Below are 21,666 nucleotides of genomic sequence, written 5' to 3' on the forward strand. Positions count from 1 at the left end.
GAAATGAGGATATTGACGAAGGAAACCCCCAATTCGCGGGCGACCCTATGGCTGGCGCCCACCATGCAGGGGGGGTTCCGCTGGGAAGTCGAAGTCGTCGACACGGGTAAGACGACGGTGCCCCAGCTGATTCAATCCCAATTCATTTACCGTACGCCTACCGATGCCGCGTTGGATGGGATCCGCGCCCTGGAAGAGCTGGCCGTACTGCCCTAGCGGCATAGGCCCGTCTCTATCCAGGCATGAGGCGCGCCGCATGAGCGGCGCGCTTTTTGTCGTCCGGAATTTATCAGGGCTTGGGCGCGCCCTTGTCACCCGGCAGCAATGTGGGCGGCGCCTCGCGCGACGCCGGCGATACGGCGCCGGGGGCGCCGGAACTGGCGGCGGGCGCGCTTTCCTCCGGACTTGCCTTCCCGCTGGCGGCCAGGCTCTTGCGCAGCGCCAGTCCAGCGTCCAGGTGCGCCTTCAGATTGGGCAGCATCTGCTGGGCAAAGGCCTTGACCTCCGGATCCTTGCCATGCTCGGCGGCGTCGACGAAAAGCGCGACCGCGGCCTGGTGGGCCGCGATGGCCACGTCGTCGGCATAGGCAAGATCGAAATCCGTCCCGTTCTTGGCGTCGAGGGCTTCCATGACGTGCGTCTGGCTGGAAGATATCGCCCCTGGCAGGGAGACCTTGCGCGCTGCCGCCAGGGCCTTGAGCTGGCCTGCCATGTCCGCATGCTCGTCCAGCATGGTACGCGCGTAGCGCTTGACCTCGTCATGCTCCGCCTTGCGCTGGGCCAATTGGCTCGCGGCGATCTCGAAGCTGCCGGCCTGGGCCGCTCGCTCCATGAACGCCGCGTCGGCGCGATCAACCTCCTGGGCCTGCGCCAGGCAAGGCCCAGTCACCCACAATAGCGATACCCCGATTATGCGCACCCAGTGTTTCATGGCGATCTCCTTCGACGCGTGGCCGGCCGGTACAGGCGCGCAACCCGTGTGCCCATCCATGGGTCTGTTGCCCAGGCAGCGTTGAGAGTGTGCCCAGACCGCGCCAGGCGCGGGAAAAGGAGGAAAAAATGCAGGACACCATGCAGATCTTCGTCGGCTGCGATCCCAACAATGGCGACCTCGAACAAATGATGGTGCTGGACTACAGCCTGCGCAAGCACGCTTCATTGCCCGTGCGCGTACATTGGATGCGATTGACGCACGATCCAGCGAGCCCCTGGTACTGCGATCCCGCTCGCGGACGTGGCTGGCGCACGGAAACCTGGTCGACACCCTTTTCCGCCCTGCGCTGGAGCCTGCCGGCCTGCCGTGGCTACCAGGGGCGCGCGCTGTACATGGATGCCGACATGCTGGTCCTGGACGACCTGGCGGCGCTGTGGACCATGCCCCTGCGCGACAAGGCCGTGATGGCCGCGCGCCACAACGGCGGCCAGTCGGGGCGCCCCGACTGGCTCTACTGCGTGACGCTGTGGGACTGCGCACGCGCGCGCCGCCATCTGCCGGCGCTGGAAGATATGCGGAAAGATCCCCAGCTGCATCGCCGGCTCAAGAAGTACTTTTCGCGACGCCCGGAATTGATCCACGCCATCGATCCCCGCTACAACTGCATCGACGGCGAGAACCGGGCCGCGGATGAAATGGGCGTCCTGCACTACTCGGACATGAGCACGCAGTTCAGCCATGGATACGCGATGGCCCGCCGCCAGGCGGAAGGCGCGGAGCACTGGTATGACGGGCCGGTGCGCGCGCACCCGCGCGCCGACCTGGCCGCGCTGTTCCACCGCTACTACCAGGAAGCCCTGGATGCCGGCCACCGGCCGGACGACTATCGGGTACCCGCCTTCGGCCGGTTGCCCAAGGCGTCGCAACAGGATTATCCCGGCAACGTGCGGCGCGTCAGGCAGGGCTGGACCCGCCGGCTGTTCGCTGCGTCGGGGCTGTTCAGGCGCGCCTGATCATGTGAACAGGCTACCGGCCTGTTTCAGCAGCTCGCTCTTCTGCAGCATGCCGACCACCTGGCGGCCTTCGCGGTCGCTCAGCACCGGCGTGCGTTCGGCGGGCGACTCCACCACCGTCTGCCAGACATCCAGCAGCCGCTGGTCCGCGTAGACGACCGGGAAGTCGGTCGTCGCCATGCGCGCCAGCGTGGCCTCCCGGCCCTCGCCGGCGTTGACCCGCGCCATCAGGTCATTGACCCACACCGCGCCGGCGAAACGTCCGCCGGCGTCGATCAGGAAGACGAAACGGTTGCGCTGCGCGAGGCCGATCCGCAAGGCTTCCTCGAGCGACGCCGACACGGGGGCCAGCAGCCCGACCGGCCGCATCACGCCTCCGGCGGTCGCGTCCGCCAGCAGCGCACGACGCATATCCCGCGCGCGATGCCGCGCGATGACCTCATAGGTGCCCGTCAGGCGGAACAGCATGGAGACCGCATAGGCCGCCACGGTCGCGATCATCAGCGGGAATACGAAGGTGGGTTCGCTGGTCATCTCGAACACCATCAGGGTCGACATCAGCGGCGCCTGCGTGGTGGCCGCGAGCGCGGCGGCCATGCCCAGCACGCCCAGCAGCACGACGCCGTCCTGCACGCCGAACACCTGCGCGGCCAGCGGCGCACAGGCAGCGCCGGTCAGGGCGCCTATCAACAGCGACGGTGTGAACAGCCCGCCGATGGCGCCCGAACCCACCGTGGCGATGGTGGCGACGACTTTCAACACCAGCAGGATCAGCAAGGGCGTGGCCATGGGATGGCCATCCAGCAGCCGCTCGATGGGCGCGAAACCGTTGCCGGTGACATCGGGCGCCGCCAGTGTGATGATGCCGACGATCAGGCCACCCAGGCTCATGCGCCACACCGGCGAGGCAAACAACCGCGCGAACAGATTGCGCGAGTAGCGCACGCCCCAGAGAAACGCCGACCCCACGGCGCCGGCCACCAGTCCCAACGCCACCACCGCCAGCACGCTGTTGGCCGTGAAGTCGAAGGCGTATGCGGGCAGGTCATACAGCGGATTGAACTGCCCCAGCATGCTGGTAGTCCAGGCCGATGCGACCGCGGCGGTGAACAGGTAGCCTATGCGCCGCAATTCGAGCGAACCGAATGCTATCTCGGCGACGAAGATGACCGCCGCCAGGGGCGTGTGGTAGACCGCGGTCAGGCCGCCGGTGGCGGCCATGGCCACCGCCAGCCGGAAATCGGCGCCGCGCAGGCCGGGCAGCACGCGCTTGCAGAAGGCCGAACCCACGGTGGCGGACAATTGCACCATGGCGCCTTCCTTGCCGATGGAGCCGCCGGACACGATGGAGAAGAACGACGACACGCAGCGCAGCAGCGACGGCAGCACCGGGATGCTGGCCATCTTGCCGTCTATGGTTTCCAGGTACTCGGAGACGACGCCGGCGCGCTTTTCGCGGCGCTGCGCCTGGACCAGGATGAGCGCGGCGATGGCGCCGCCCAGCGTCGGCAAGGCGATGCGCGCGTACCAGGGCAAGCCGGCGAACACTTCGGTGATATCCGCGGCGCTGTCGAACATGCGCTCCGACGCGTGTTCCAGGCTCCAGCGAAACGCATGCGCGGCCAGCGCGCCCAGCACGCCGGTGGTGATCGCCAGGACGATCACGCGAAGGTAGTCCGCGACGGACCGTTCGATCGTGCCTGTACTGTTCAAGGCCGGCTCCTCAGGACCGCGCGCAAGGCTTTCATCATCGGCGACCAGACCGCCTGGCGCCGGCTCAACAGGGAGATGTCGCGCTTCAGCGGCAGCGCGGCGTCGACCGGCAAGGCGGCCACGCCGGTGCCGGCGTCCGCCAGCAGGGAGTCCGGCGCCACGGTCAGCAGGTCGGTGCCCGCGACCAGTTGCAGCGCGCCGGCCGAGATGAAGTCGACCTCGAGCGCGGCGCGCGGCAACGGCTGGTCCGCGCGCGCGAAGGAGGCATCCAGCCGCTGGCGCGCCACCGACGTGCGCTTGGGCAGTATCCAGCGCTGATCGGCCAGGTCCGCCAGCGACAGCGCCGGATGCTTGAACAGAGGATGGCGGCGGCTGGCCACCAGGCGCAGCAGGTCATGGCCCATGGCATCCTGGCGCAGCACGCCCCCGCGGGCGCCATCGGCCGGCGCGACGGCCAGGTCCAGGTCGCCGCGCTCGACCAGATCGGGCAATTCATCGGAAAGCCCGAGGGTCAGGACCACCCGCAGCTCCGGCTGCCGTGGCAGCAGCACTTCCAGCGCGGGCATCACGACGGTATCCATGGTGGCGGCGGTGGCGCCCAACCGCAACAGCCCGCCGCCGCCGCTGCGCAACCCCTGCGCGTGCCGCACCGCATCCTCGTATTGATTGACGACCTTGCGCGCGTGCTCGGCGAAGGCCAGGCCCGCGGACGTCGGGCGGATGGCGCGGCCCGCGCGGTCGAACAGCACCAGGCCGGTTTCATCTTCCAGCCGCTTGAGCGATTTCGACAAGGCGGGCTGGGTCACCGCGCAGGCGGATGCCGCGCGCCCCATATGGCCATGGGCGACGACAGCCAGAAAATACGAGAGATCCCGCAGCGAAAGATCCATGAATTCCAGTTATGCAATTCATAACCATCTGGAATCCGGAGTGTAGCGCGGCGGGAACGGCCGGTCCATCGCTCGATCCGCTTCGGGCTTGCCACTAGAATCGCCCCATGAACGATGCTCAGGCCTCATACACCGTCACGCTGGTGCCCACGGAATGGCGCTTCGACGCCGGCGCGGACGAAGCCGTGGTCGCGGCCGCCGCGCGCGCCGGCATCAGGATGCCCGCGTCGTGCCGCAATGGCACCTGCCGCACCTGCATGTGCTTCCTGGTCGAAGGGGAAGTCGCCTATCCCGGCGGAAGGCCGGGCCTGACGGCGGACGAAATATCAGAGGGTTGGATATTGCCCTGCGTGGGCAGGGCGCGCAGCGACCTGCGCATCGAACTGCCCGATGCCGAGCTGGCGGCACCGAGCGCGCCGCGTCCCATCATGGTGGGACCGCGGCGCTGACTGGCATATCGCCGCGGATCAGCCCGCCGCGATGCGGTAGTGGCTTTCGTTGAACTCGACGGCGGCCTTGCCGTCGACGGTGCTTTCGACTCGCTGAATGGACTCCGCCGGCCGGGCGCCGCGCGGTTCGGTACGCGGCAGGGCGCGCGCGGGCTCCGACGCCACGCTCTGCGGCAGCGCCTGATTGGAAACGCCCAGCAAAGTCAATTCGGCACCGATCAATCCTTTGAAAAGCTCGTTCATTACCGCTACTCCTTAATCCTTGCAGACCGGCGCGAAACTGCCCGGCACCTATGGATCGACAGCTTAGGTGAAGCCAGGTTCCCGCGGAAGGCAAATAGTTTTATGGGCGCGATTGAACGCCCCTATGCGGCTCTGCCTCCATGCGGCCATGGGATTGGACGCCGCCGCCGATATCGCGGAGCCACGGCAAGGGCTAGACTAGCGCCACAAGCAGAACAATTCGGAGAAGACACATGGGATCGAAGTCCAAGGCGGCCTTGGCCGCGCTGGCGCTATGCGCCGCCACCGTCTGCCAGGCGCAGGACACCTGGCCGGCCAAACCCATCACGATGATCGTCCCCTTCCCGCCCGGCGGGGTCGCCGATACCGTGGCGCGGCCGGTCGCCGACGCCATGAGCCGCACGCTGAAACAGACCGTGGTGGTGGAAAACCGCGCCGGCGCCGGCGGCGGACTGGGCATGGGCGTGGTCGCGCGCGCGGAGCCCGACGGCTACACCGTGCTGATGGCCTTGTCTTCCATTTCCATCATTCCCGAAGCCGACCGCATACTGGGCCGCTCCCCCATGTACCAGTTGCGCCAGTTCAAGCCGATCGCGCGATTCACCGCGGATCCCACGGTGCTGGTGGTGCGCGCCGACAGCCCCTGGAAGACCGCGCGCGAGTTCATCGACGACCTGCGCCGGCCGGACGCCACGCCCGTGAGCTATGGATCGTCGGGCAACTACGGCACCATGCACGTGCCGATGGAGATGCTGCATGGCGCGGCGGGGATCAAGGTGCTGCACGTGCCCTATGGCGGGGCCGGGCCTGCCATCGTTGCGCTGCTGGGCGGTCAGGTACAGGCCGTGTCCACCGGCCCCGCGTCGGTGCTGCAATACATACAGGCGGGCAAGGTCAGGGCCCTGGCGACGTGGGGCGACACGCGGCTGGCGTCGCTGCCTGACGTGCCCACCTTGAAGGAACTGGGCTATGACGTCACGTTCGCCCAATGGTCAGGGCTGTTCGTGCCGGCGGCCACGCCGGAATCCATCGTGCAGAAACTGCGCGCGGCAGCCGCGGCCGCCGCCAACGACCCGAAGGTGCGCGATACGATCCAGCAGGCGGGCAGCCCGGTGCTTTATCTGGACGCGCCGCAGTTCCAGCAGTACTGGGATGCGGATGCCGCCAAGATGACCGAAGCCGTCCGCAAGATCGGCAAGGTCGAATAGCGCCGCCGGGGCGGCGCCATTGCTGTCAGCTGACTGAATAACCGCGGCCCGTCATGCAGGCGGACATGGCGCGGTTATACGAGTCCACCATCACGCCGGTGGTCCACTGGTTGGGGTGCTCCGGATCGTAGCCGCTCTGGTTCATCGCCCAGCCCTGGCATTCGCCGCGGTCACGCGTCTGCTGCGCCTGGCTTTGCCCGCGAGCGGGATAGGCGATCAGGCTGCTGGGAGGCGCGGGCGGCGGCGTGTACACGGGCGGGGGCGAATACGCCACCGGCGGGGCTGCGTACACCGGCGCGGGATACACCGGGGCGCCGTAGACGACGGGGGGCGCCGCATAGACGGGCGCCGCATATACCGGCGAGGTGTAGACCACCGCCGGCCGCGAGTTGGCGGCAATGATGGCGCCGGCGGCGCCCAGCGCGAGCGCGCCACCTACCCACCAGCCCGCCGACGAACCGCGCCAACCGCCATGGTAATAACCGTAGCCATGGGCCATGGCCGGCGACGCGACGCCGGCAGCCGTCGCCAGCGCCAGGGCCGCGACGGCAGTTCGCAAAGTCAAGGTCTTCATCTGCTGCTCCATATCCCGCGCGCGCAATGCGCCGAGGGAAACACGACCGCTACTCTACCCACTTCGACTGTGCGCTGGCGAGCAAATTCCGTGCGTAGGAAACCGCGCTGGTTTCAGGGCGTTTCGGATTCGCGCGGCGGCAAGCACCAAGAGGTAGACGGCTTAATTTAATCCGGGTAAAATTTCCGGAATCGAGGCATACCGGCGACACCCGGGCTTCTCTTCCCTCTTCCTCTCCGTTTTACTCCCTATTCTTCGGGACCACCGGGCAGCCGTCGCGCTGCTACTCACCATGACACTGACCGTCCGTACCCCATGCACGGCCTTCGCCGGGCACCGCCGGCTGGCTGCCGGCCCGCTCGCCGACGTCGCCTTGGCCGTCAAGGCCGCGCTCGAAGAGCAGGTTCCCGAGCATGCGAATGTATTGACCTTCGACGACACCACTGGGCAGGTGATCGATATCGACACGCGGGGCAGCCGCGACGACGTGCTGGCACGCCTGGCGCGCGCCCAGGCCGCGATGGAGGCCGCCGCCGCGGGCGTCGCCAGGCCGGCGGCCGCCGCGACAGGGGGTGAGGCCGATGCAGGCGGTCCGGGCGTCGATGGGCCGGGCGTCGCTACGCCGGGCGTCGCTACGCCGGGCGTAGCCGGGCGGTCGGGGTCCGCGACCGGACCATCGACGCGCGGACGTGGACGTCCCCGGCTGGGCGTGATCGCCCGCGAGGTCACGCTCCTGCCCCGGCATTGGGAATGGTTGAATGCCCAGCCCGGCGGCGCGTCGGTCGCGCTGCGCAAGCTGGTCGAGTCCGGCATGCGCGATCACGGGCTGCGCGAACGCGACCGGCGCGAGGCGGCCTATCGCTTCATGTCGGCCATGGCCGGCGACATGGCCGGTTTCGAGGAAGCCACGCGCGCCCTGTTCGCGGGCGACGCGCCCGCCATGACACGATGCATGGCATCCTGGCCCGACGACGTGCGCGCGCATGCGCTGCGCCTGGCCTACGGCGAATAAGCCTCAACAAGCAATAGGAAAATCGATGATGGCCTCCCACGACAACGTCAGCATGGCGCTGTTCTGCGATTTCGAAAACGTGGCGCTGGGCGTCCGTGACGCCCACTACGAAAAATTCGATATCCGGCTGGTGCTGGAACGCCTGCTGCTGAAAGGCAGCATCGTGATCAAGAAGGCGTATTGCGACTGGGACCGCTACAAGCCCTTCAAGGCGCCGATGCACGAGGCCAATTTCGAGCTGATCGAGATTCCTCACGTGCGGCAGTCGGGCAAGAATTCCGCCGACATCCGGCTGGTGGTCGATGCCCTGGACCTTTGCTATACGAAGTCGCACGTGAATACCTTCGTGATCATCAGTGGCGATTCGGATTTTTCGCCGCTGGTGTCCAAGCTTCGCGAAAACGCCAAGCACGTGATCGGCGTCGGCGTGAAGCACTCCACCTCGGACCTGCTGATCGCCAATTGCGACGAGTTCATTTTCTATGACGACCTCGTGCGCGAAAACGCCCGCACGTCCGCGCGCGGCGCGACCCGCGAAAGCGCGAACGGGCGACGCGGCGGCGGCGACGATCGCCGTCGCAAGGAAGACGTCGAGGCACGCAAGACGCAAGCCATCGATATCGCGGTCGAGACCTTCGAAGCCCTCATGGCCGAACGTGGCGACAGCGGCAAGATCTGGGCGTCGGCGTTGAAGGACGCCATCAAGCGCCGCAAGCCGGACTTCAACGAGTCGTACTATGGCTTCCGCGCCTTTGGCAATCTGCTGGAGGAAGCGCAGTCACGCGGACTGCTGGACGTGGGACGCGATGAGAAGTCCGGCACCTACGTCTACCGTGCCAGCATCGGCGGCGATGGCGCCCGTGACCCGCGGGAGACCAGGATGAGCGAAGGCCGCGTGGCGCCGATGACGCCGATGGCGACGGAGACGGAGGCCTCGGTAGCCGCCCCGGCCGGACAGGCCGAACAGGCCGAGTACGCGGCCGCGGAGACCAGCGCGCCGGTGCCCCAGGACAAGCCCAAGCGGTCGAGCCGGCGGCGCACGCGCTCCGGCGGCAGCGCGGCGGCCGATGCGCCGTCGGACGTGAACGCGCTACGCGAGGACGCGACCGCGACCATCGAGGCGACCACGCCAATCGCGGCGACCGCGGCGATCGAGGCAATCGAGGGAACCGCGCCGATCCGGGCATCCTCGGCGAAGAGATCGACGGAGCCCGCCAGCGACGTGCCGCCTGCCGGCGTTCCTGCCGGCGTCGACGTCGACGAGCCGGCCAAGCCCAAGGCCAGGGCCGCCCGCAAGACCCCCGCCCGTCCGCGCCGGCCACGCAAGACCGCCTCGACCAGCGAAACCTGAGCTAGACTGCCGCTTGTGCCCATCCAGCCGGATGGGGTTTCCAAGACGGCTTCTCCCAGGTGATACCCATGAAGAAACCCGCAAGCAGCAGCAAGAACTCGGCCAAGAAAAGCAGCCTCGAAAAGCGCCGCCTGGCGCCTCTGGCCACGCCTTCGGATATCTCCGCCAACGGCACCCGCGATATCGCCGGCGCGATGAACCGCCTGTTGGCGGACGTGTTCGCCCTGTATCTGAAGACCAAGAACTTCCATTGGCACGTCAGCGGTCCGCACTTCCGCGACTATCACCTGCTGCTGGACGAGCAGGCCACCGAAATCTTCGCCATGACCGACGCGATCGCGGAACGCATCCGCAAGCTCGGCGGCTCGACCCTGAAGTCGATCGGGCACATCGCCCGTACCCAGCGCCTGCTGGACAACGACGCGGAATACGTGCAGCCGCTGGACATGCTGGCCGAACTGCAGGAAGACAACAAGAGCCTGACCAGCTTCATGCGCGAAGTGCATGACCTGTGCGACGAGCACCGCGACATCGCCACCGCCAGCCTGATCGAAAACTGGATCGACGAGACCGAACAGCGCACCTGGTTCCTCTTCGAAACCAGCCGCCGCGGCGACGCCACCGGCCATTGATGACGCGGGCATGGCGCGCGACGTGCGCGCCCGCCCTCATCGATGACGGGGTGTGGCACGCGCTGCGCGCGTCCGCCCCTCAATCGCCGGTGTCTTCCCCCAACGCCCGTGCCCGCGCCAGCAACATGTCGCGGTCACGGGCGTTGCGCGTCATGGCCGCGGCCTGCTCGAACGCCGCGCGCGCCTGGTCCCTGTGTCCCAGCCTGGCGAGCAGATCGCCGCGCACGCTGGGCAGCCAGGGATAGCCGCGCAGCGCGGGGTCGCCGTCCAGCGCCTCGACCAGCGGCAAGGCGGCCGCCGGGCCCTGCGCCATGCCGACCGCCACGGCGCGATTCAAGGCCACGACCGGCGATGGCGCGCAGTGCATCAGGGCGTCGTACAGCGACACCATGCGCGGCCAGTCCGTGTCGGCCGCCGTGGCGGCGCGCGCATGGCAGGCCGCCAGCGCGGCTTGCAACGCATAGGGCCCAAGTGGCCCCTCCAGAGCGTCAAGGGCACCTTCGCCTCCTTGGCCGCCTTGACCACCTTGACCGTCCTCTCCCCTATGCCCGTCTTCCCCGGCGGATGCCGCCGCACGCGCGACCAGCGCCTCGGCCCGCGCCAGGGACGCCAGGCCGCTGCGCACAAGCTCGGCATCCCAGCGACCGCGGTCCTGGTCCGCCAGCAGGACCGGCGCGCCCTGCTCGTCCACGCGCGCGGGCAGGCGCGAGGCCTGCAGCTCCATCAAGGCCAGCAGCCCTTGCACCTCGCTTTCCTCCGGCGCCAGGCCGGCCAGCAGGCGGCCCAGGCGGATCGCCTCGCGGCACAGCGCGGGCCGCATCCAATCGTCGCCGGCCGTCGCCGCGTAACCTTCATTGAAAACCAGATAGATGACTTCCAGCACCGACCCCAGCCGCTCCGCGCGCAGGTGGGCGGGCGGAACCTCGAAAGGCACGCCCGCCTTGGACAGCGAGCGCTTGGCGCGCACGATGCGCTGCGCGATGGTGGGCTCCGGCACCAGGAAGGCGCGGGCGATTTCGTCGGTGGCCAGCCCGCACAGCAGCCTGAGCGTCAGGGCGACCCGCGCGTCCCGCGACAGCACGGGATGGCAGGCGATGAAGATCAGGCGCAGCAGGTCGTCGCCGATGTCGTCCTGGCGGGCGGCGTCCAGGGCGTCGACGAAGTCCGGCTCCACGCCGGTCTGCAGGGCATCCATATCGTGCGCCAGCGCTTCGTGCTTGCGCGCGTGCAGCGCATCCTGGCGCAACCGGTCCAGGGCGCGATGCTTGGCGGTCGTCATGAGCCACGCGCCGGGATTGTCCGGCACGCCGGTGCGCGGCCAGTGCTCCAGCGCCGCCACCAGTGCGTCCTGCGCGTAGTCTTCGGCCAGGCCGACGTCGCGCACCAGCCGGGCCACGCCGGCGATCACCTTGGCGGCTTCCTGGCGCCATACGGTTTCGATGGCGGCCCGATGGTGCATGGCGGCGCCTTTACTCGAAGCAGGGCGCGGCGCGGCGGACCTCGACGGTGCACCACGCCGCGGCCGGGCAGTCGGCGGCGATGGCCAGGGCTTCCTCACGGGTGTCGCAATCGAGGAGGAAGAAGCCGCCGACCATTTCCTTGGCCTCGGCAAAGGGCCCGTCGGTCAGACGCTGCCGGCCTTCGCGTATCTGCAGGCGCGTGCCTTCGCGGTCGTCGGCCAGCGATTCGGCGGCCAGCAGCTTGCCGCGCGCGTGCAGGCTCGCCGCGTAGGCGCGCATCTGGTCGTAGAGGTCGCGCCCTTCGGCCTCCGTGCGCTGGGCGCGCTGGCCGCGCGGCTCGACGATAAGCAGCATGTACGACATGGGGTGTCCTCCGGTGCGGGCGCGATGGCGTGGGGGCATTGTATCTGCTGCCCCAGGCCCGCCCCGCGCCCTGGTATTAAGGATGATCAGCGGCCGATATGACGGCTTATTTCGCGTTTGTTGCGGCGCGTTTCCTGTTCACAATAACGGTAATCCTCCACCCGTCCGGGTGGTCCGCAACACGGGTCACGATGATGACGTCCAGCCGAATCCCGCACGAAACGCCCCTCCCCGCGATCCCCTGGGGGTTCCTGCGCCTGCTGGCCGGACTTGGCGGCTGCGTACTGGCCGGCGCGCTGCTGGGCTGGCCCGGCGATGCGCACGCGGATACGCCGCCGGCCGGCAACCTGTCGGCGCTGCGGCAGAAGCTGGTGCCCGCGAACGTACAGCAATGCCGCTCGCTGCTGCAGCGCACGCCGGAGCTCGATCCCTATGCACCCAAGTCCTCGACGGCGTGGGAAGGCTATTGCTCATGCGTGGGGCAGGCCTATGTGGGCTATATGCCGGACAACGTCGTGTTGGCATTCGCGTCCGGCAAGCTGCCGCAGGACCGCGGCGACCAGGCCGCACGCATGCGCGCGGCGGCCGTCAGCCTGGATGCCGCGCGTGCCCGCTGCGCGGCGGTCCGCTGAGACGATAGCAATAGCGGGGGCGATCGCGGCGACCGGCCGTGCCGCTTGCGCCCGCGGCGCCGGCTGCGGCAAGCGCGTCGAGCGCGCCGGAACCGGCGCTACGGCCGGCCTTCCAGCAGCTTCACCATCGCATGCAGGACGCGGTTGACCGGCGTGGCGATGGCGCGCTCGCGGCCCTTGCGTTCGATATAGCCGTTCAGGTAATCGATTTCCGTCGCCTTGCCGCGCATCAGGTCCTGCGCGGTGGAAGAGAATTGCGTCGGCATGGTCTCGACGATCTTCAGGACGGCGGCCCAGCTGTCGCCCGGGACCTCGACGCCTTCGGCCTGCGCCACGGCCAGGCATTCATGCACGACATCGCGCATCACCTGCTGGATGCCCTGCCCTTCGTACAGCTCGCCGTAGGGCATGCGCGCGATGGCCGACAGGGCGTTGTAGGCACAGTTGACGATGAGCTTGGCCCACAGCGCGCCGATGACGTTGTCGGAAATCTCCACCGGCACGCCGGCGGCCGCGCAGGCGTCGGCATAGCGGCGGCTGCCGGCCGACGGTCCGATGACCAGTTCGCCCCGCCCGTGGTGCTTGACGTGGCCCGGGCCGGCCATTTCCGTGGCGACGTAGACGACCGCGGGAACGACGGTCTGCGGTAGCAGGGCCTGCAGGCGCTCGGCGTTGTCGACGCCGTTCTGCAGGCTCAGCACCAGGGTGTCGGGGCCCAGATGCGGCGCCAGCGCGCGCCCCGCGCTCTCGGTGTCGGCGGATTTGACGCAGAAAAGAACGATATCGGCCCCGCGCGCCATATCGGGCCCGGTGCCGGCCTGCATCGGAATGTGTTCCTGGAAGGTCCGCGCCTCCAGGTACAGGCCCCGCGCGCGCACGGCCTCGACGTGCGCCGGCCGGCCGATCAGCGCGACCTCGTGTCCGGCGCGGGCCAGCATGCCTCCGAAATAGCAGCCGACGGCGCCGGCGCCCATGACCGCGACTTTCATGCGTATCTCCTTCGATGTCGAGCCGCCCGCGCGGGCGCGGGACCGCTGCTTGCAAACGATCCGCAAACGGACTGCAAACGGCACCCGGGGCGCACCCGGATCGCGGCGCGCCGTTGATGGTAGATACTAACCGTCTTTGATCAACGCGGCCCGCGCGGGGCACCGCCATTGCCGGCGGATCCGCGCCGGCCGCCTGGAGGCCCGGCGCTGCCCGCCGGTCCTCCCCCACCCCATGGAGGACCATCGTTGCCGACCGACCCACGCCGTACATCCCTGCGCCGCATGAAGACCTGGGCCCTGGCGTCGTTGCTGGCGACGCTGGCGGGAGTGGCCGTGAGCTACGCCATGGGTGGACAGGGGATATGGGCGTGGGTGCGCGCCTTCTGCGAAGCGGCCACGATAGGCGCGCTGGCCGATTGGTTCGCCGTGGTCGCGCTGTTCCGACGGCCGCTGGGCTTGCCCATCCCGCACACCGCCATCATTCCCTCCAACAAGGCGCGCATCGCGGACAACCTGTCCGTCTTCGTGCGCGATCATTTCCTCGACCCCGTGTCGCTGCTGGAACGGCTGCGCGTGTTCGATCCGGCGACCCGGCTGGGACAGTGGCTGAGCGACCCGCGCCAGGCCCGCGTGGTGGCGGGCACGGCGCGCGCCTGGGCACTGCGCGCGATGGACCTGCTGGACGAACAGGCGGTGCGCGATGGCATTCACGGCTTCGTGGTGGGCAAGCTGCGCGCATGGAACGCCGCGCAGACCGCCGGCGAGCTGTTCGAGCTGCTGGCGCGCGACGGGCGCCACCATGCCCTGCTGGACGAGGCACTCAACCGGCTGGCGGCCTACCTGGAGGGCGAACAGGTCAAGGAGCGCGCATCGGCGCTGATGGTCAAGTACGCGCGCAAGGAATGGCCGCGCATGGCAAAGGCGCTGAACCTGGTGCGGCCGGTGGACGATATCGCCGACACGCTGGCCGACCGGCTGGCGCGCGCGCTGCTCGATGAGCTGCGTGACGTGCTGGCGCAGCCTGACCATCCGCTGCGGCGCGACTACGAGGCCTGGCTGGGCGGCTACGTCACGCGGCTGCGCGACGATCCGGGCTTGCAGGCCCAGGTGGAACAGATAAAGGAACGCATCATCGGCCACGAGCAGGTGCGCGCCTACGTGCAGGGCATCTGGGACGAGGTGCGCGACGCCCTGCGGCGCGACCTGTCCAGCAACGATTCGGCGCTGGGTCGCCATCTGGAGCAGACGCTGAGCGCCCTGGGCCGCAACCTGGCGGCCGAACCGGCCTTGCGCGACGCCATCAACCAGCATGTGCTGGCCGGCGCGGAACGCCTGGCCGCGGGCTTGCGCCAGGGCATCACGGACCATATCGCGCAGACGGTCCGTACGTGGGACGAGCGCCAGTTCGTCGATGAGCTGGAGCTGAGCATCGGCCGCGATCTGCAGTACATCCGCTTCAACGGCATGCTGGTGGGCGGCCTGATCGGCCTGGCGCTGCATGCCTGCGTGTGGGCGGCCACGGCGGCCGGGATATTCGCGGCGGCGTAAACGTCCGGGATCGCGGCCGCCGTGGCCGGGTTGTGGCCGGGATCGCCGCCGGCTTGCGGCGCGGGTTGCGGCCTGGGTCGCGGCGCGCACTGCGGTCTGGGGCGCGGCGCGGGCTGCGGTCTGGGGCGCGGCGCGGGCTGCGGTCTGGGGCGCGGCGCGGGCTGCGGCCGTAGCCACGCGGCCGTGGAACTGGCGGCGCGGTCGCGTTAAGCTGTGGCGACGAGCCGGCCCGCGCCGGCCGGCAGTATCACCGCCCTGCCGCCCGCCATCGGCGCACGCGGCGGCAATTCGCAGGAATCCGCCATGGACCATCCTCTCCCCCCACCCGCCCTCCGCCGCCACGCCGGCGCCATCCTGCTGCTGGCAACCGGCCTGCTGGCGGGCTGCGCCAACATCGCCGCCACGCCCGCCGGCACGCCGCTGGCCGACATGGAATCGCAATACGGCACGCCCTCCTACACCTGCACCCGTCCGGATGGCGCGCGCCGCGTGGTCTGGTCGCAGCTGCCGTCCGGCAGCTACGCCTGGGGGACCGACCTGGACGCCCAGGGCCGCGCGGTGCGCATGGAAACGCTGATGTCGCCAGAACACTTCGCGCTGCTGCGCCAGGGCGACTGGACGCCCGAGGCGGTACGCTGTGAATTCGGCCCGCCGGGACGGGTGGGCGCGGTCGGCCTGGGCGAGAAGCACGAGGTCGTCTGGTCGTATTACTACGTGCTGGATGGCCGCTGGCATTCGGTGATGTACGTGTATTTCGGGCCGAACGGCGACAAGGTCACCCACTACCATTCCGGCCCCGACCAACGGTATCAGCGCAGCGAATAGAGCTGCCCTCGGGCCCGGCGGCCAGGTGCCCGAGTGGCCGAGTGGCCGAGTGGCCAGAGTACACGGGTGTGCGGGTGTACCGGTGTGCGGGTGTAGAAGTGTGCGGGTGTAGAGGTGCACGGGGGTACGGGTGCACTGAGGGCACCGTCGCACCGCGCCGTGGCGCGAGCTCATCGAGATTTGTGCCACGGCTATAAGGCCGCGTTATGGGCGCCGCCCTTCCCGGCCCTGCGCCCGCGCCGAAACTGCTTTCGCATCAATGGCTTGCGCCCCGGCGCACGATGCTGCACCGCAGATGCGCGCATTGCCGGCCGGGTTTCGCCCGGCGCCGCCTTCGCGCATCATGCGCACATTCCCCGCGTATCGGATTTCCACGCGCGGCGCGCGATGGCGCCGCGTCCAGCATGCGTTCATTCCCGGAGCTCCTCCCATGACCCAGACTTCCCGCGCTCGCAAATTCGGATTGGCCGTGGCCCAGATGGGTCCGGTGCACCTGGCCGATTCCCGCCAGGCAGTCGTCAAGCGGCTGGTGGAGATGTTGCGCGAAGCCGCGGCCCGCCAGGCCACCTTCGTGGTGTTTCCCGAACTGGCCCTGACCACCTTCTTCCCGCGCTACTGGATGACGGAAGAAGAAGCGGTGGAGCGTTACTTCGAACGCGCCATGCCCAATGCCGACGTGCAGCCGCTGTTCGACGCCGCGCGCGAACTCGGCGTGGGCTTCTACCTGGGCTATGCCGAGCTGACCGCCGACGGCCGCCGCTTCAACACGGCCGTGCTGGTGGACCGCGCCGCCAAGGTGGTGGGCAAATACCGGAAGGTGCATCTGCCCGGCCACGACGACCACAAGCCGGATGCGCCCTTCCAGCACCTGGAAAAGAAATTCTTCGAAGTCGGCAACCTGGGCTTCCCAGTATGGAACACGCAGGACATCAACGTCGGCATGTGCATCTGCAACGATCGCCGCTGGCCGGAGACCTGGCGCTCCATGTCGCTGCAGAGCGCCGAGCTGATCGTGCTGGGGTACAACACGCCGTCCTGGAACATCCACTGGACCGAGCCGGTGCACCTGCGCACCTTCCATCATGAAATCGTGCTGCAGGCCAGCGCCTACCAAAACGCCGTGTGGATAGGCGCGGCCGCCAAGTGCGGGTCGGAGGACGGCTTCCACATGATCGGCAGCTCCATGATCGTCGCGCCTTCCGGCGAGATCGTGGCGCGCGCCAGCGGCGAGGAAGACGAGGTCATCACCGCGCAGATCGACCTGGACCTGGGCACGACCTTCCGCCAGCACGTGTTCAACTTCGCCAAGCATCGCAGCCCGGATCAATACCGCCTGATCGTCGAACGCACCGGCGCCGGCGAACCGCTGCCGCTGCCGCCCGAAGCGCGCGGCTGATCGCCAGGGCGCGCCATCATCCTCGGCATGAGTACGATGGCGAGGATGACGGCGTGAATGATGGGGTATTTGGCGGCGCGCGGCCGGTCACGGCCGCCGCCACCTCAGGCCGTCTTCTGACCCAGGACGGTCTCGACCCATTTGGCCACGCGCAGCGTGGCGATATCGCGTCCGAAAGTGCCCACCAGCTGCACGCCCAGCGGCAGGCCGCGCGCGGAGCGCCCGGCCGGCACCGTCAGGGCGGGAAAGCCCAGGAAAGTCCAGGGCGCGCACCACGACGCGTCGCCGGTGTCGTCCAGCCCCGCGGGCGCTTCGCCCGAGGCGGGAACGGTCAGGATGGCGTCATAGCCCGATAACCGGGTGGACAGGGCCGAGCGCAGCTCGCGCTGCGTGCGGCGCGCCCCCACGTAATCGGCGCGCGCGATGTCGCGCGATGTGTCGACCAGGCCCTGGAGACGCGCGCTGGCGCGATCCGGGTAGCGCGCCACCAGGTCGCCGTAGATATCCAGCGCCTCGAAGCCGAGTATCCGCTGCAGCGGCTCCAGCGTCGGCGCGCCGATTTCCGGCAGCACGACTTCTTCCACCGACGCGCCCGAACGCCGCAGCGTTGCCGCCACCCGCTCCAGCAGCGCCTTCTGCTCGGCGTCCACCTTGTCCCAGCCGGGCGCGCACACCAGCGCCAGCGCGGGCGCGGGCAAGGGATCCAGCCCGTGTTGCGGATCCAGGCGGAATGCCGCCAGGTCCGTGCCGTCGGCTAGCGTGTAGCCGGGATCGCCCAGGGTCGCCAAGGCATAGGCGACGTCGTCCACGCAGCGGGCCATGAAGCCGACGTGGTCCAGCGAGCCGGACAGGGGATGCACGCCTTCGCGCGGCACGGCGCCGAAGCTGGCCTTGAAACCGACCACGCCGCAATACGCGGCGGGCCGCACGACGGAGCCCATCGTCTGGGTGCCCAGCGCCAGCGGCACGATGCCCGCGGCGACCGCCGCGGCCGAGCCGCTGGACGATCCGCCCGGCGTGTGGGCCGAATTCCAGGGATTGACGGTGGCGCCGGGATGACGGAAAGCAAACTCCGTGGTCACGGTCTTGCCGAACACCGTACCGCCCAGGCGCTTGATGGCCGACACCACGGCCGCATCCTCCATGGGTACGTGATCGGCGAACATCGCCGACCCGTTGGTGGTGCGCAAACCCGCCGTGGCGATGATGTCCTTCACGCCGACGGGAATACCGGCCAGCGGCCCTTGGGTCGCGGCTTTCAGGTCCGCCGCCGGCACGCGGGTGACGAAAGCCTTGAGCCACGGCTCGCATTCGTCGGCACGCGCGGCGCAGGCGCGCAGGTAGGCGTCGCGGTCGAGCGTGCCCGCCGCGAAGCCGCGCAGGGCCTCGAGCAGGCCAGGCAGTTCAGTTGGCGTCATGTTCATCGTGTCGGCCTATTGCGGCAGCGCCAGCGCTTTCTTCACGTACGTCGGTACGACGAAGGTCGCGTAGTCGGGCTGGGTCTTCAGGTTGCCCAGGGCGATCTGCGTATCCATGCCGGTCTTGAAGGCCTCAGCCGACGTTTCCACGCTCTTGGGGTAGACGTTGTCCGCCAGCATGCGGTTGACGGCATTCGTCACCACCTTGGGATCCAGCGTGGGGAACTCCTTCAAGGCGATCTGCAGCGTCTGGTCGTGGTTCTTCTGCATGAAGCGCAGGGCCAGTTCCATGCCGTTCACCAGGCGCTGGGCGGCATCCGGATCCACGTCCGACCGCGCGGTCACCGACGAGAACGCGTACGCGCCGTACTGCTTGGGAAAGCCCAGCACCACCTTCATGCCCTGGGCGGCCACCTGGTCCAGGCCCGGCTCGTACAGCACCGCCACCTTGGCCTGCCCGCCCAGGAACGGCCCGGCCTCGGATCCCGTCTGCACCTGGATCATGTCGACGTCCTTGTCCGGATTCATGCCGTTCTCCTTCAGCAGCTTCATGAAGAGAGACGTGCTGGTGGTCGGCATCAATCCCGTCACCACCTTCTGCCCTTTCAGGCTCTTGACACCGTCGTAGTGGAAGTCTGGCGTCGTCGCGATATAGACCGCGGCGCCATTGACCACGTTGCTGATGATGCCGACCTTGGCGCCCTTGGACGCGGCGATGGCGGTCCATTCCGGGCCGTGCACCGAGAATTGCGCGCTGCCGGACAACACCGCCGACAGGGCCGCGGTCGGCGACCCGGCGCTTTCCTTCGTGACATCCAGGCCCTGCTGCTTGAAGAACCCCTGGTCGATGGCGACGTACAAGGGCAGGTACAGCATGGACTGGAATGCCTGCGTGACCGTCACCTTCTTGGCTTGTGCCCAGGCCGGGACCGTGGCGACGGCCAGCGAAGCGGCGACCAACAGCGACGCCAGGCTACTCTTGGAAAAGCGCATGACTTGCAACCTCCGAATGGGACATGAAAAGCGCCGCGGACGCGGCGCGCGAAACCCGGGCTACACCTGGATGTGCGGCCGGCCGTCATCGAGCTTCCACGGCAGGAGATTGCGCTCCAGCGCATCGATGGCGTGGTACAGCAGGAAGCCCACCAGCATCAGGACGAACAGGCCGACCCACACCGAGTTCAGGTCGTACAGGCTCGACGCGGTGTAGATGAGATGGCCCAGTCCGTACTTCGACGAAATGAATTCGCCCACCACGGCCCCGACCAGGCCCAGGCCGATATTGATGCGGAAGTTGGCGATGATGGCCGGCAGCGCGGACGGCACCACCACGCCATGGAAAATCTGGTGCTTGCTGCCGCCCATGGAATACAGCAGGGCCTGCAGGTCCTTGTCGGCGTCCTTGGCGGCCTGGTAGGCCGCGATCAGGGCGACCACCGCGGTCATGGACACCACCAGCGCCACCTTGGACAGCAGGCCCGTGCCGAACCACAGCAGCACGATGGGCGCCAACGCGATCTTGGGCACGCTGTTGATCGCGACGATGAAGGGCTCCACCAGCCTGGCGACGAACACCGAGTACCACATCGCCAGGCCCAGGACGGAGCCAATCGCGGTGCCGGCCACGAAACCGAGCAGCGCTTCGAACAGGGTATAGCCGGTATCCCAGAGCAGCGAACCGTCCATCAGGTTCTTGACGAAGATGGCCCAGATGCCGCTCGGCTTGCCGATCAGGAATTCCGAGATCCAGCCGACGCGCACGCCGGCTTCCCACACCAGGAAGAAAACCAGGACAGCCAGCAGTTGCAGCCCGAACCGGCCGGCGGCTGTATCGAAGAGACGGCGCCGGCGCGCCGGCACGGACGACGTCCCATCCCGCGGCTGGAGGGCCGCGTCGGCACGCTGGGGAATCGATGACATGGTCAGGCCGCCTTTTTCCGGGTCTGGATATCCAGCTCGCCGCACAGGGTGTGGAAGTACTCGGAAAAGCGGCGATCGGCGCGCGCTTCGATGGGACTGCCGCGCTCGATATCGATCTGGTGGATGTTCTTGACGCGCGTGGGCCGCCCGCTCAACGCCACCACGCGGCGCGACAGGGCCACCGCCTCGTCGACGTCATGGGTGACCAGGATGACGGTCTTGTGAAAGGTTTCCACCGCTTCGAGCAGCACGCTCTCCAGGTACAGCCGGGTCTGGTAATCCAGCGCGGAAAACGGCTCGTCCAGCAGAAGGATGTCCGGATCCATGATCAGTGTGCGCATCAGCGCCACCCGTTGGCGCATGCCGCCGGACAGGGTCTGGGGATAGGCTTTCTCGAAGCCGGAAAGCCCGAAGGTGGAAAGGTATTCCCGCGCGGTATCCACGGCCTCGCGTTCCGCCACGCCGCGGATCCGCAGGCCCAGCAGGACGTTCTCCAGGACGGTGCGCCAGGGGAACAGCAGGTCCTTCTGCATCATGTAGCCGACCCGCCCGCGCATGCTGGACACGGCTTCCCCGCGGTAGATCAACTGGCCGCTATCGGCCTGCAGCAGGCCGGCGATAATGTTGAAGATGGTGGACTTGCCGCAGCCGCTGGGCCCTATGATGCTGACGAAATCCTTTTCGTAGATGTCGAAGTCCAGGCCATCAAGCACCTGGACGCCCCCGCCCTTGCCGGGGAAGGATTTACGGACGCCGCGTATGCTCAGCTGCACGGGCTCGGAGGCCGGCGCGGCGCGCCCGTCGGGTTGAATCAGGGACATGGATGCGTTCTCCTTGCCTGGAAAAAGCAAAGCATGTGCCAAATTTCGCCTGCCGCCAGCCCTCTCGCGGCGCCCCGCCCATGCGCCGGAATCGTGCCGGCAGGCCCGCTGATGGTGCCGGCAGAGCACAAAACAGTGCCTACGCCGGCGTCCGTCGCGTCGCCGCCACAAAATCCGCCCAAAAGCCGAACCCAGGGCAAGCGCTAATACATCTTGAAAGGGAAAGGCCGCATCATGGCGCTGTTTGTTCGTTTGTTCCTGAGTCCAGACAATAA

At 68.3% G+C, this 21,666-nt stretch carries 23 protein-coding genes; 11 read left to right on the forward strand and 12 right to left on the reverse strand.

Annotation, left to right across the window (positions count from 1 at the left end):
- The first annotated feature begins 3 nt into the window (after window positions 1-3).
- On the forward strand, window positions 4-216 hold the full coding sequence (locus CAL12_RS23025) for a hypothetical protein (protein WP_086066739.1): 213 nt from the start codon (window positions 4-6) through the stop codon (window positions 214-216).
- A gap of 73 nt (window positions 217-289) precedes the next feature.
- Here the strand turns inward: CAL12_RS23025 and CAL12_RS23030 are convergent, their stop codons facing one another.
- Complete coding sequence (locus CAL12_RS23030; protein WP_157793094.1) at window positions 290-931, reverse strand: DUF4142 domain-containing protein; 642 nt, start codon at window positions 929-931, stop codon at window positions 290-292.
- A gap of 128 nt (window positions 932-1,059) precedes the next feature.
- On the opposite strand from CAL12_RS23030, the gene CAL12_RS23035 reads away from it, so the two are divergent.
- Window positions 1,060-1,947 (forward strand): glycosyl transferase, encoded by an 888-nt coding sequence (locus tag CAL12_RS23035; protein WP_086066740.1) that lies wholly within the window; start codon window positions 1,060-1,062, stop codon window positions 1,945-1,947.
- On the opposite strand, the gene CAL12_RS23040 is transcribed toward CAL12_RS23035, so the two are convergent.
- Both CAL12_RS23040 and CAL12_RS23045 read right to left on the reverse strand, forming a co-directional pair.
- Entirely contained in the window at window positions 1,948-3,660 is a 1,713-nt protein-coding gene (locus CAL12_RS23040; protein WP_086066741.1) for a chloride channel protein, read from the reverse strand. It abuts the gene before it with no gap.
- Window positions 3,657-4,550 (reverse strand): LysR family transcriptional regulator, encoded by an 894-nt coding sequence (locus tag CAL12_RS23045; protein WP_086066742.1) that lies wholly within the window; start codon window positions 4,548-4,550, stop codon window positions 3,657-3,659. Before CAL12_RS23045 ends, CAL12_RS23040 begins: the two co-directional genes overlap by 4 nt.
- Window positions 4,551-4,657: 107 nt before the next feature.
- Here CAL12_RS23045 and CAL12_RS23050 point away from each other — a divergent pair, with 107 nt between their 5' ends.
- On the forward strand, window positions 4,658-4,999 hold the full coding sequence (locus CAL12_RS23050; RefSeq protein ID WP_086066743.1) for a 2Fe-2S iron-sulfur cluster-binding protein: 342 nt from the start codon (window positions 4,658-4,660) through the stop codon (window positions 4,997-4,999).
- Window positions 5,000-5,017: 18 nt separating this feature from the next.
- Here CAL12_RS23050 and CAL12_RS23055 read toward each other — a convergent pair whose 3' ends face one another.
- Window positions 5,018-5,242 carry a hypothetical protein gene (locus CAL12_RS23055; protein ID WP_086066744.1) on the reverse strand — a complete coding sequence of 75 codons (225 nt, stop codon included), beginning with the start codon at window positions 5,240-5,242 and terminating at the stop codon, window positions 5,018-5,020.
- 233 nt (window positions 5,243-5,475) lie between these two features.
- On the opposite strand from CAL12_RS23055, the gene CAL12_RS23060 reads away from it, so the two are divergent.
- On the forward strand, window positions 5,476-6,450 hold the full coding sequence (locus CAL12_RS23060) for a tripartite tricarboxylate transporter substrate binding protein (RefSeq protein WP_086066745.1): 975 nt from the start codon (window positions 5,476-5,478) through the stop codon (window positions 6,448-6,450).
- A 25-nt stretch (window positions 6,451-6,475) separates the two neighbouring features.
- Here CAL12_RS23060 and CAL12_RS23065 read toward each other — a convergent pair whose 3' ends face one another.
- Complete coding sequence (locus CAL12_RS23065) at window positions 6,476-7,024, reverse strand: hypothetical protein (protein WP_086066746.1); 549 nt, start codon at window positions 7,022-7,024, stop codon at window positions 6,476-6,478.
- A 292-nt stretch (window positions 7,025-7,316) separates the two neighbouring features.
- On the opposite strand from CAL12_RS23065, the gene CAL12_RS23070 reads away from it, so the two are divergent.
- From CAL12_RS23070 to CAL12_RS23080, 3 genes are all read left to right on the forward strand, one after another.
- Window positions 7,317-8,036 carry a DUF2239 family protein gene (locus CAL12_RS23070; protein WP_086066747.1) on the forward strand — a complete coding sequence of 240 codons (720 nt, stop codon included), beginning with the start codon at window positions 7,317-7,319 and terminating at the stop codon, window positions 8,034-8,036.
- 25 nt (window positions 8,037-8,061) lie between these two features.
- Window positions 8,062-9,387: an NYN domain-containing protein gene (locus CAL12_RS23075; RefSeq protein WP_086066748.1), complete on the forward strand. Its 1,326-nt coding sequence runs from the start codon at window positions 8,062-8,064 to the stop codon at window positions 9,385-9,387.
- A 68-nt stretch (window positions 9,388-9,455) separates the two neighbouring features.
- Window positions 9,456-10,019, forward strand: coding sequence for a Dps family protein (locus CAL12_RS23080; protein WP_086066749.1), 564 nt, complete (start codon window positions 9,456-9,458; stop codon window positions 10,017-10,019).
- Window positions 10,020-10,098: 79 nt separating this feature from the next.
- Here the strand turns inward: CAL12_RS23080 and CAL12_RS23085 are convergent, their stop codons facing one another.
- Both CAL12_RS23085 and CAL12_RS23090 read right to left on the reverse strand, forming a co-directional pair.
- Complete coding sequence (locus CAL12_RS23085) at window positions 10,099-11,478, reverse strand: RNA polymerase sigma factor (RefSeq protein WP_086066750.1); 1,380 nt, start codon at window positions 11,476-11,478, stop codon at window positions 10,099-10,101.
- Between the two features lie 10 nt (window positions 11,479-11,488).
- The gene (locus CAL12_RS23090; protein WP_086066751.1) at window positions 11,489-11,842 is read right to left on the reverse strand and encodes a YciI family protein; all 354 of its coding nucleotides are present in this window, start codon (window positions 11,840-11,842) and stop codon (window positions 11,489-11,491) included.
- 191 nt (window positions 11,843-12,033) lie between these two features.
- Here CAL12_RS23090 and CAL12_RS23095 point away from each other — a divergent pair, with 191 nt between their 5' ends.
- Complete coding sequence (locus CAL12_RS23095) at window positions 12,034-12,474, forward strand: hypothetical protein (RefSeq protein ID WP_086066752.1); 441 nt, start codon at window positions 12,034-12,036, stop codon at window positions 12,472-12,474.
- A gap of 98 nt (window positions 12,475-12,572) precedes the next feature.
- Here CAL12_RS23095 and CAL12_RS23100 read toward each other — a convergent pair whose 3' ends face one another.
- A complete protein-coding gene (locus tag CAL12_RS23100; protein ID WP_086066753.1) occupies window positions 12,573-13,463 on the reverse strand; it encodes a ketopantoate reductase family protein in 891 nt (296 codons plus the stop codon).
- A 282-nt stretch (window positions 13,464-13,745) separates the two neighbouring features.
- Between CAL12_RS23100 and CAL12_RS23105 the strand changes: the two genes are divergently transcribed.
- From CAL12_RS23105 to CAL12_RS23115, 3 genes are all read left to right on the forward strand, one after another.
- A complete protein-coding gene (locus CAL12_RS23105) occupies window positions 13,746-15,011 on the forward strand; it encodes a DUF445 domain-containing protein (protein ID WP_086066754.1) in 1,266 nt (421 codons plus the stop codon).
- 303 nt (window positions 15,012-15,314) lie between these two features.
- Window positions 15,315-15,836, forward strand: a complete 522-nt coding sequence (locus CAL12_RS23110; RefSeq protein ID WP_232464608.1) for a hypothetical protein — start codon at window positions 15,315-15,317, stop codon at window positions 15,834-15,836.
- A gap of 430 nt (window positions 15,837-16,266) precedes the next feature.
- Window positions 16,267-17,232: an N-carbamoyl-D-amino-acid hydrolase gene (locus CAL12_RS23115; protein ID WP_086068067.1), complete on the forward strand. Its 966-nt coding sequence runs from the start codon at window positions 16,267-16,269 to the stop codon at window positions 17,230-17,232.
- Between the two features lie 104 nt (window positions 17,233-17,336).
- On the opposite strand, the gene CAL12_RS23120 is transcribed toward CAL12_RS23115, so the two are convergent.
- The 4 genes from CAL12_RS23120 to CAL12_RS23135 are packed head-to-tail and all read right to left on the reverse strand — an operon-like array spanning window position 17,337 to window position 21,391.
- Window positions 17,337-18,650 (reverse strand): amidase, encoded by a 1,314-nt coding sequence (locus CAL12_RS23120; protein WP_086068068.1) that lies wholly within the window; start codon window positions 18,648-18,650, stop codon window positions 17,337-17,339.
- Between the two features lie 15 nt (window positions 18,651-18,665).
- Entirely contained in the window at window positions 18,666-19,643 is a 978-nt protein-coding gene (locus CAL12_RS23125) for an ABC transporter substrate-binding protein (protein WP_086066755.1), read from the reverse strand.
- A 60-nt stretch (window positions 19,644-19,703) separates the two neighbouring features.
- Window positions 19,704-20,570 (reverse strand): ABC transporter permease, encoded by an 867-nt coding sequence (locus tag CAL12_RS23130; RefSeq protein ID WP_086066756.1) that lies wholly within the window; start codon window positions 20,568-20,570, stop codon window positions 19,704-19,706.
- Window positions 20,571-20,572: 2 nt separating this feature from the next.
- Complete coding sequence (locus CAL12_RS23135) at window positions 20,573-21,391, reverse strand: ABC transporter ATP-binding protein (protein WP_086066757.1); 819 nt, start codon at window positions 21,389-21,391, stop codon at window positions 20,573-20,575.
- Between the last annotated feature and the right edge of the window lie 275 nt (window positions 21,392-21,666).

Source organism: Bordetella genomosp. 8 (genome assembly GCF_002119685.1).
Classification (GTDB): domain Bacteria; phylum Pseudomonadota; class Gammaproteobacteria; order Burkholderiales; family Burkholderiaceae_B; genus Bordetella_C.

What these genes read in the sequence shown, in the direction of transcription:
- CAL12_RS23075 (WP_086066748.1), top strand. Translation starts at nt 8,062, where the DNA reads ATGATGGCCTCCCACGACAACGTCAGCATGGCGCTGTTCTGCGATTTC.
- CAL12_RS23025 (WP_086066739.1), top strand. Translation starts at nt 4, where the DNA reads ATGAGGATATTGACGAAGGAAACCCCCAATTCGCGGGCGACCCTATGG.
- CAL12_RS23115 (WP_086068067.1), top strand. Translation starts at nt 16,267, where the DNA reads ATGACCCAGACTTCCCGCGCTCGCAAATTCGGATTGGCCGTGGCCCAG.
- CAL12_RS23070 (WP_086066747.1), top strand. Translation starts at nt 7,317, where the DNA reads ATGACACTGACCGTCCGTACCCCATGCACGGCCTTCGCCGGGCACCGC.
- CAL12_RS23110 (WP_232464608.1), top strand. Translation starts at nt 15,315, where the DNA reads ATGGACCATCCTCTCCCCCCACCCGCCCTCCGCCGCCACGCCGGCGCC.
- CAL12_RS23060 (WP_086066745.1), top strand. Translation starts at nt 5,476, where the DNA reads ATGGGATCGAAGTCCAAGGCGGCCTTGGCCGCGCTGGCGCTATGCGCC.
- CAL12_RS23045 (WP_086066742.1), bottom strand. Translation starts at nt 4,550, where the DNA reads ATGGATCTTTCGCTGCGGGATCTCTCGTATTTTCTGGCTGTCGTCGCC.
- CAL12_RS23035 (WP_086066740.1), top strand. Translation starts at nt 1,060, where the DNA reads ATGCAGGACACCATGCAGATCTTCGTCGGCTGCGATCCCAACAATGGC.
- CAL12_RS23065 (WP_086066746.1), bottom strand. Translation starts at nt 7,024, where the DNA reads ATGAAGACCTTGACTTTGCGAACTGCCGTCGCGGCCCTGGCGCTGGCG.
- CAL12_RS23130 (WP_086066756.1), bottom strand. Translation starts at nt 20,570, where the DNA reads ATGTCATCGATTCCCCAGCGTGCCGACGCGGCCCTCCAGCCGCGGGAT.
- CAL12_RS23095 (WP_086066752.1), top strand. Translation starts at nt 12,034, where the DNA reads ATGATGACGTCCAGCCGAATCCCGCACGAAACGCCCCTCCCCGCGATC.
- CAL12_RS23085 (WP_086066750.1), bottom strand. Translation starts at nt 11,478, where the DNA reads ATGCACCATCGGGCCGCCATCGAAACCGTATGGCGCCAGGAAGCCGCC.
- CAL12_RS23125 (WP_086066755.1), bottom strand. Translation starts at nt 19,643, where the DNA reads ATGCGCTTTTCCAAGAGTAGCCTGGCGTCGCTGTTGGTCGCCGCTTCG.
- CAL12_RS23080 (WP_086066749.1), top strand. Translation starts at nt 9,456, where the DNA reads ATGAAGAAACCCGCAAGCAGCAGCAAGAACTCGGCCAAGAAAAGCAGC.
- CAL12_RS23030 (WP_157793094.1), bottom strand. Translation starts at nt 931, where the DNA reads ATGAAACACTGGGTGCGCATAATCGGGGTATCGCTATTGTGGGTGACT.
- CAL12_RS23135 (WP_086066757.1), bottom strand. Translation starts at nt 21,391, where the DNA reads ATGTCCCTGATTCAACCCGACGGGCGCGCCGCGCCGGCCTCCGAGCCC.
- CAL12_RS23090 (WP_086066751.1), bottom strand. Translation starts at nt 11,842, where the DNA reads ATGTCGTACATGCTGCTTATCGTCGAGCCGCGCGGCCAGCGCGCCCAG.
- CAL12_RS23100 (WP_086066753.1), bottom strand. Translation starts at nt 13,463, where the DNA reads ATGAAAGTCGCGGTCATGGGCGCCGGCGCCGTCGGCTGCTATTTCGGA.
- CAL12_RS23050 (WP_086066743.1), top strand. Translation starts at nt 4,658, where the DNA reads ATGAACGATGCTCAGGCCTCATACACCGTCACGCTGGTGCCCACGGAA.
- CAL12_RS23105 (WP_086066754.1), top strand. Translation starts at nt 13,746, where the DNA reads ATGAAGACCTGGGCCCTGGCGTCGTTGCTGGCGACGCTGGCGGGAGTG.
- CAL12_RS23055 (WP_086066744.1), bottom strand. Translation starts at nt 5,242, where the DNA reads ATGAACGAGCTTTTCAAAGGATTGATCGGTGCCGAATTGACTTTGCTG.
- CAL12_RS23120 (WP_086068068.1), bottom strand. Translation starts at nt 18,650, where the DNA reads ATGACGCCAACTGAACTGCCTGGCCTGCTCGAGGCCCTGCGCGGCTTC.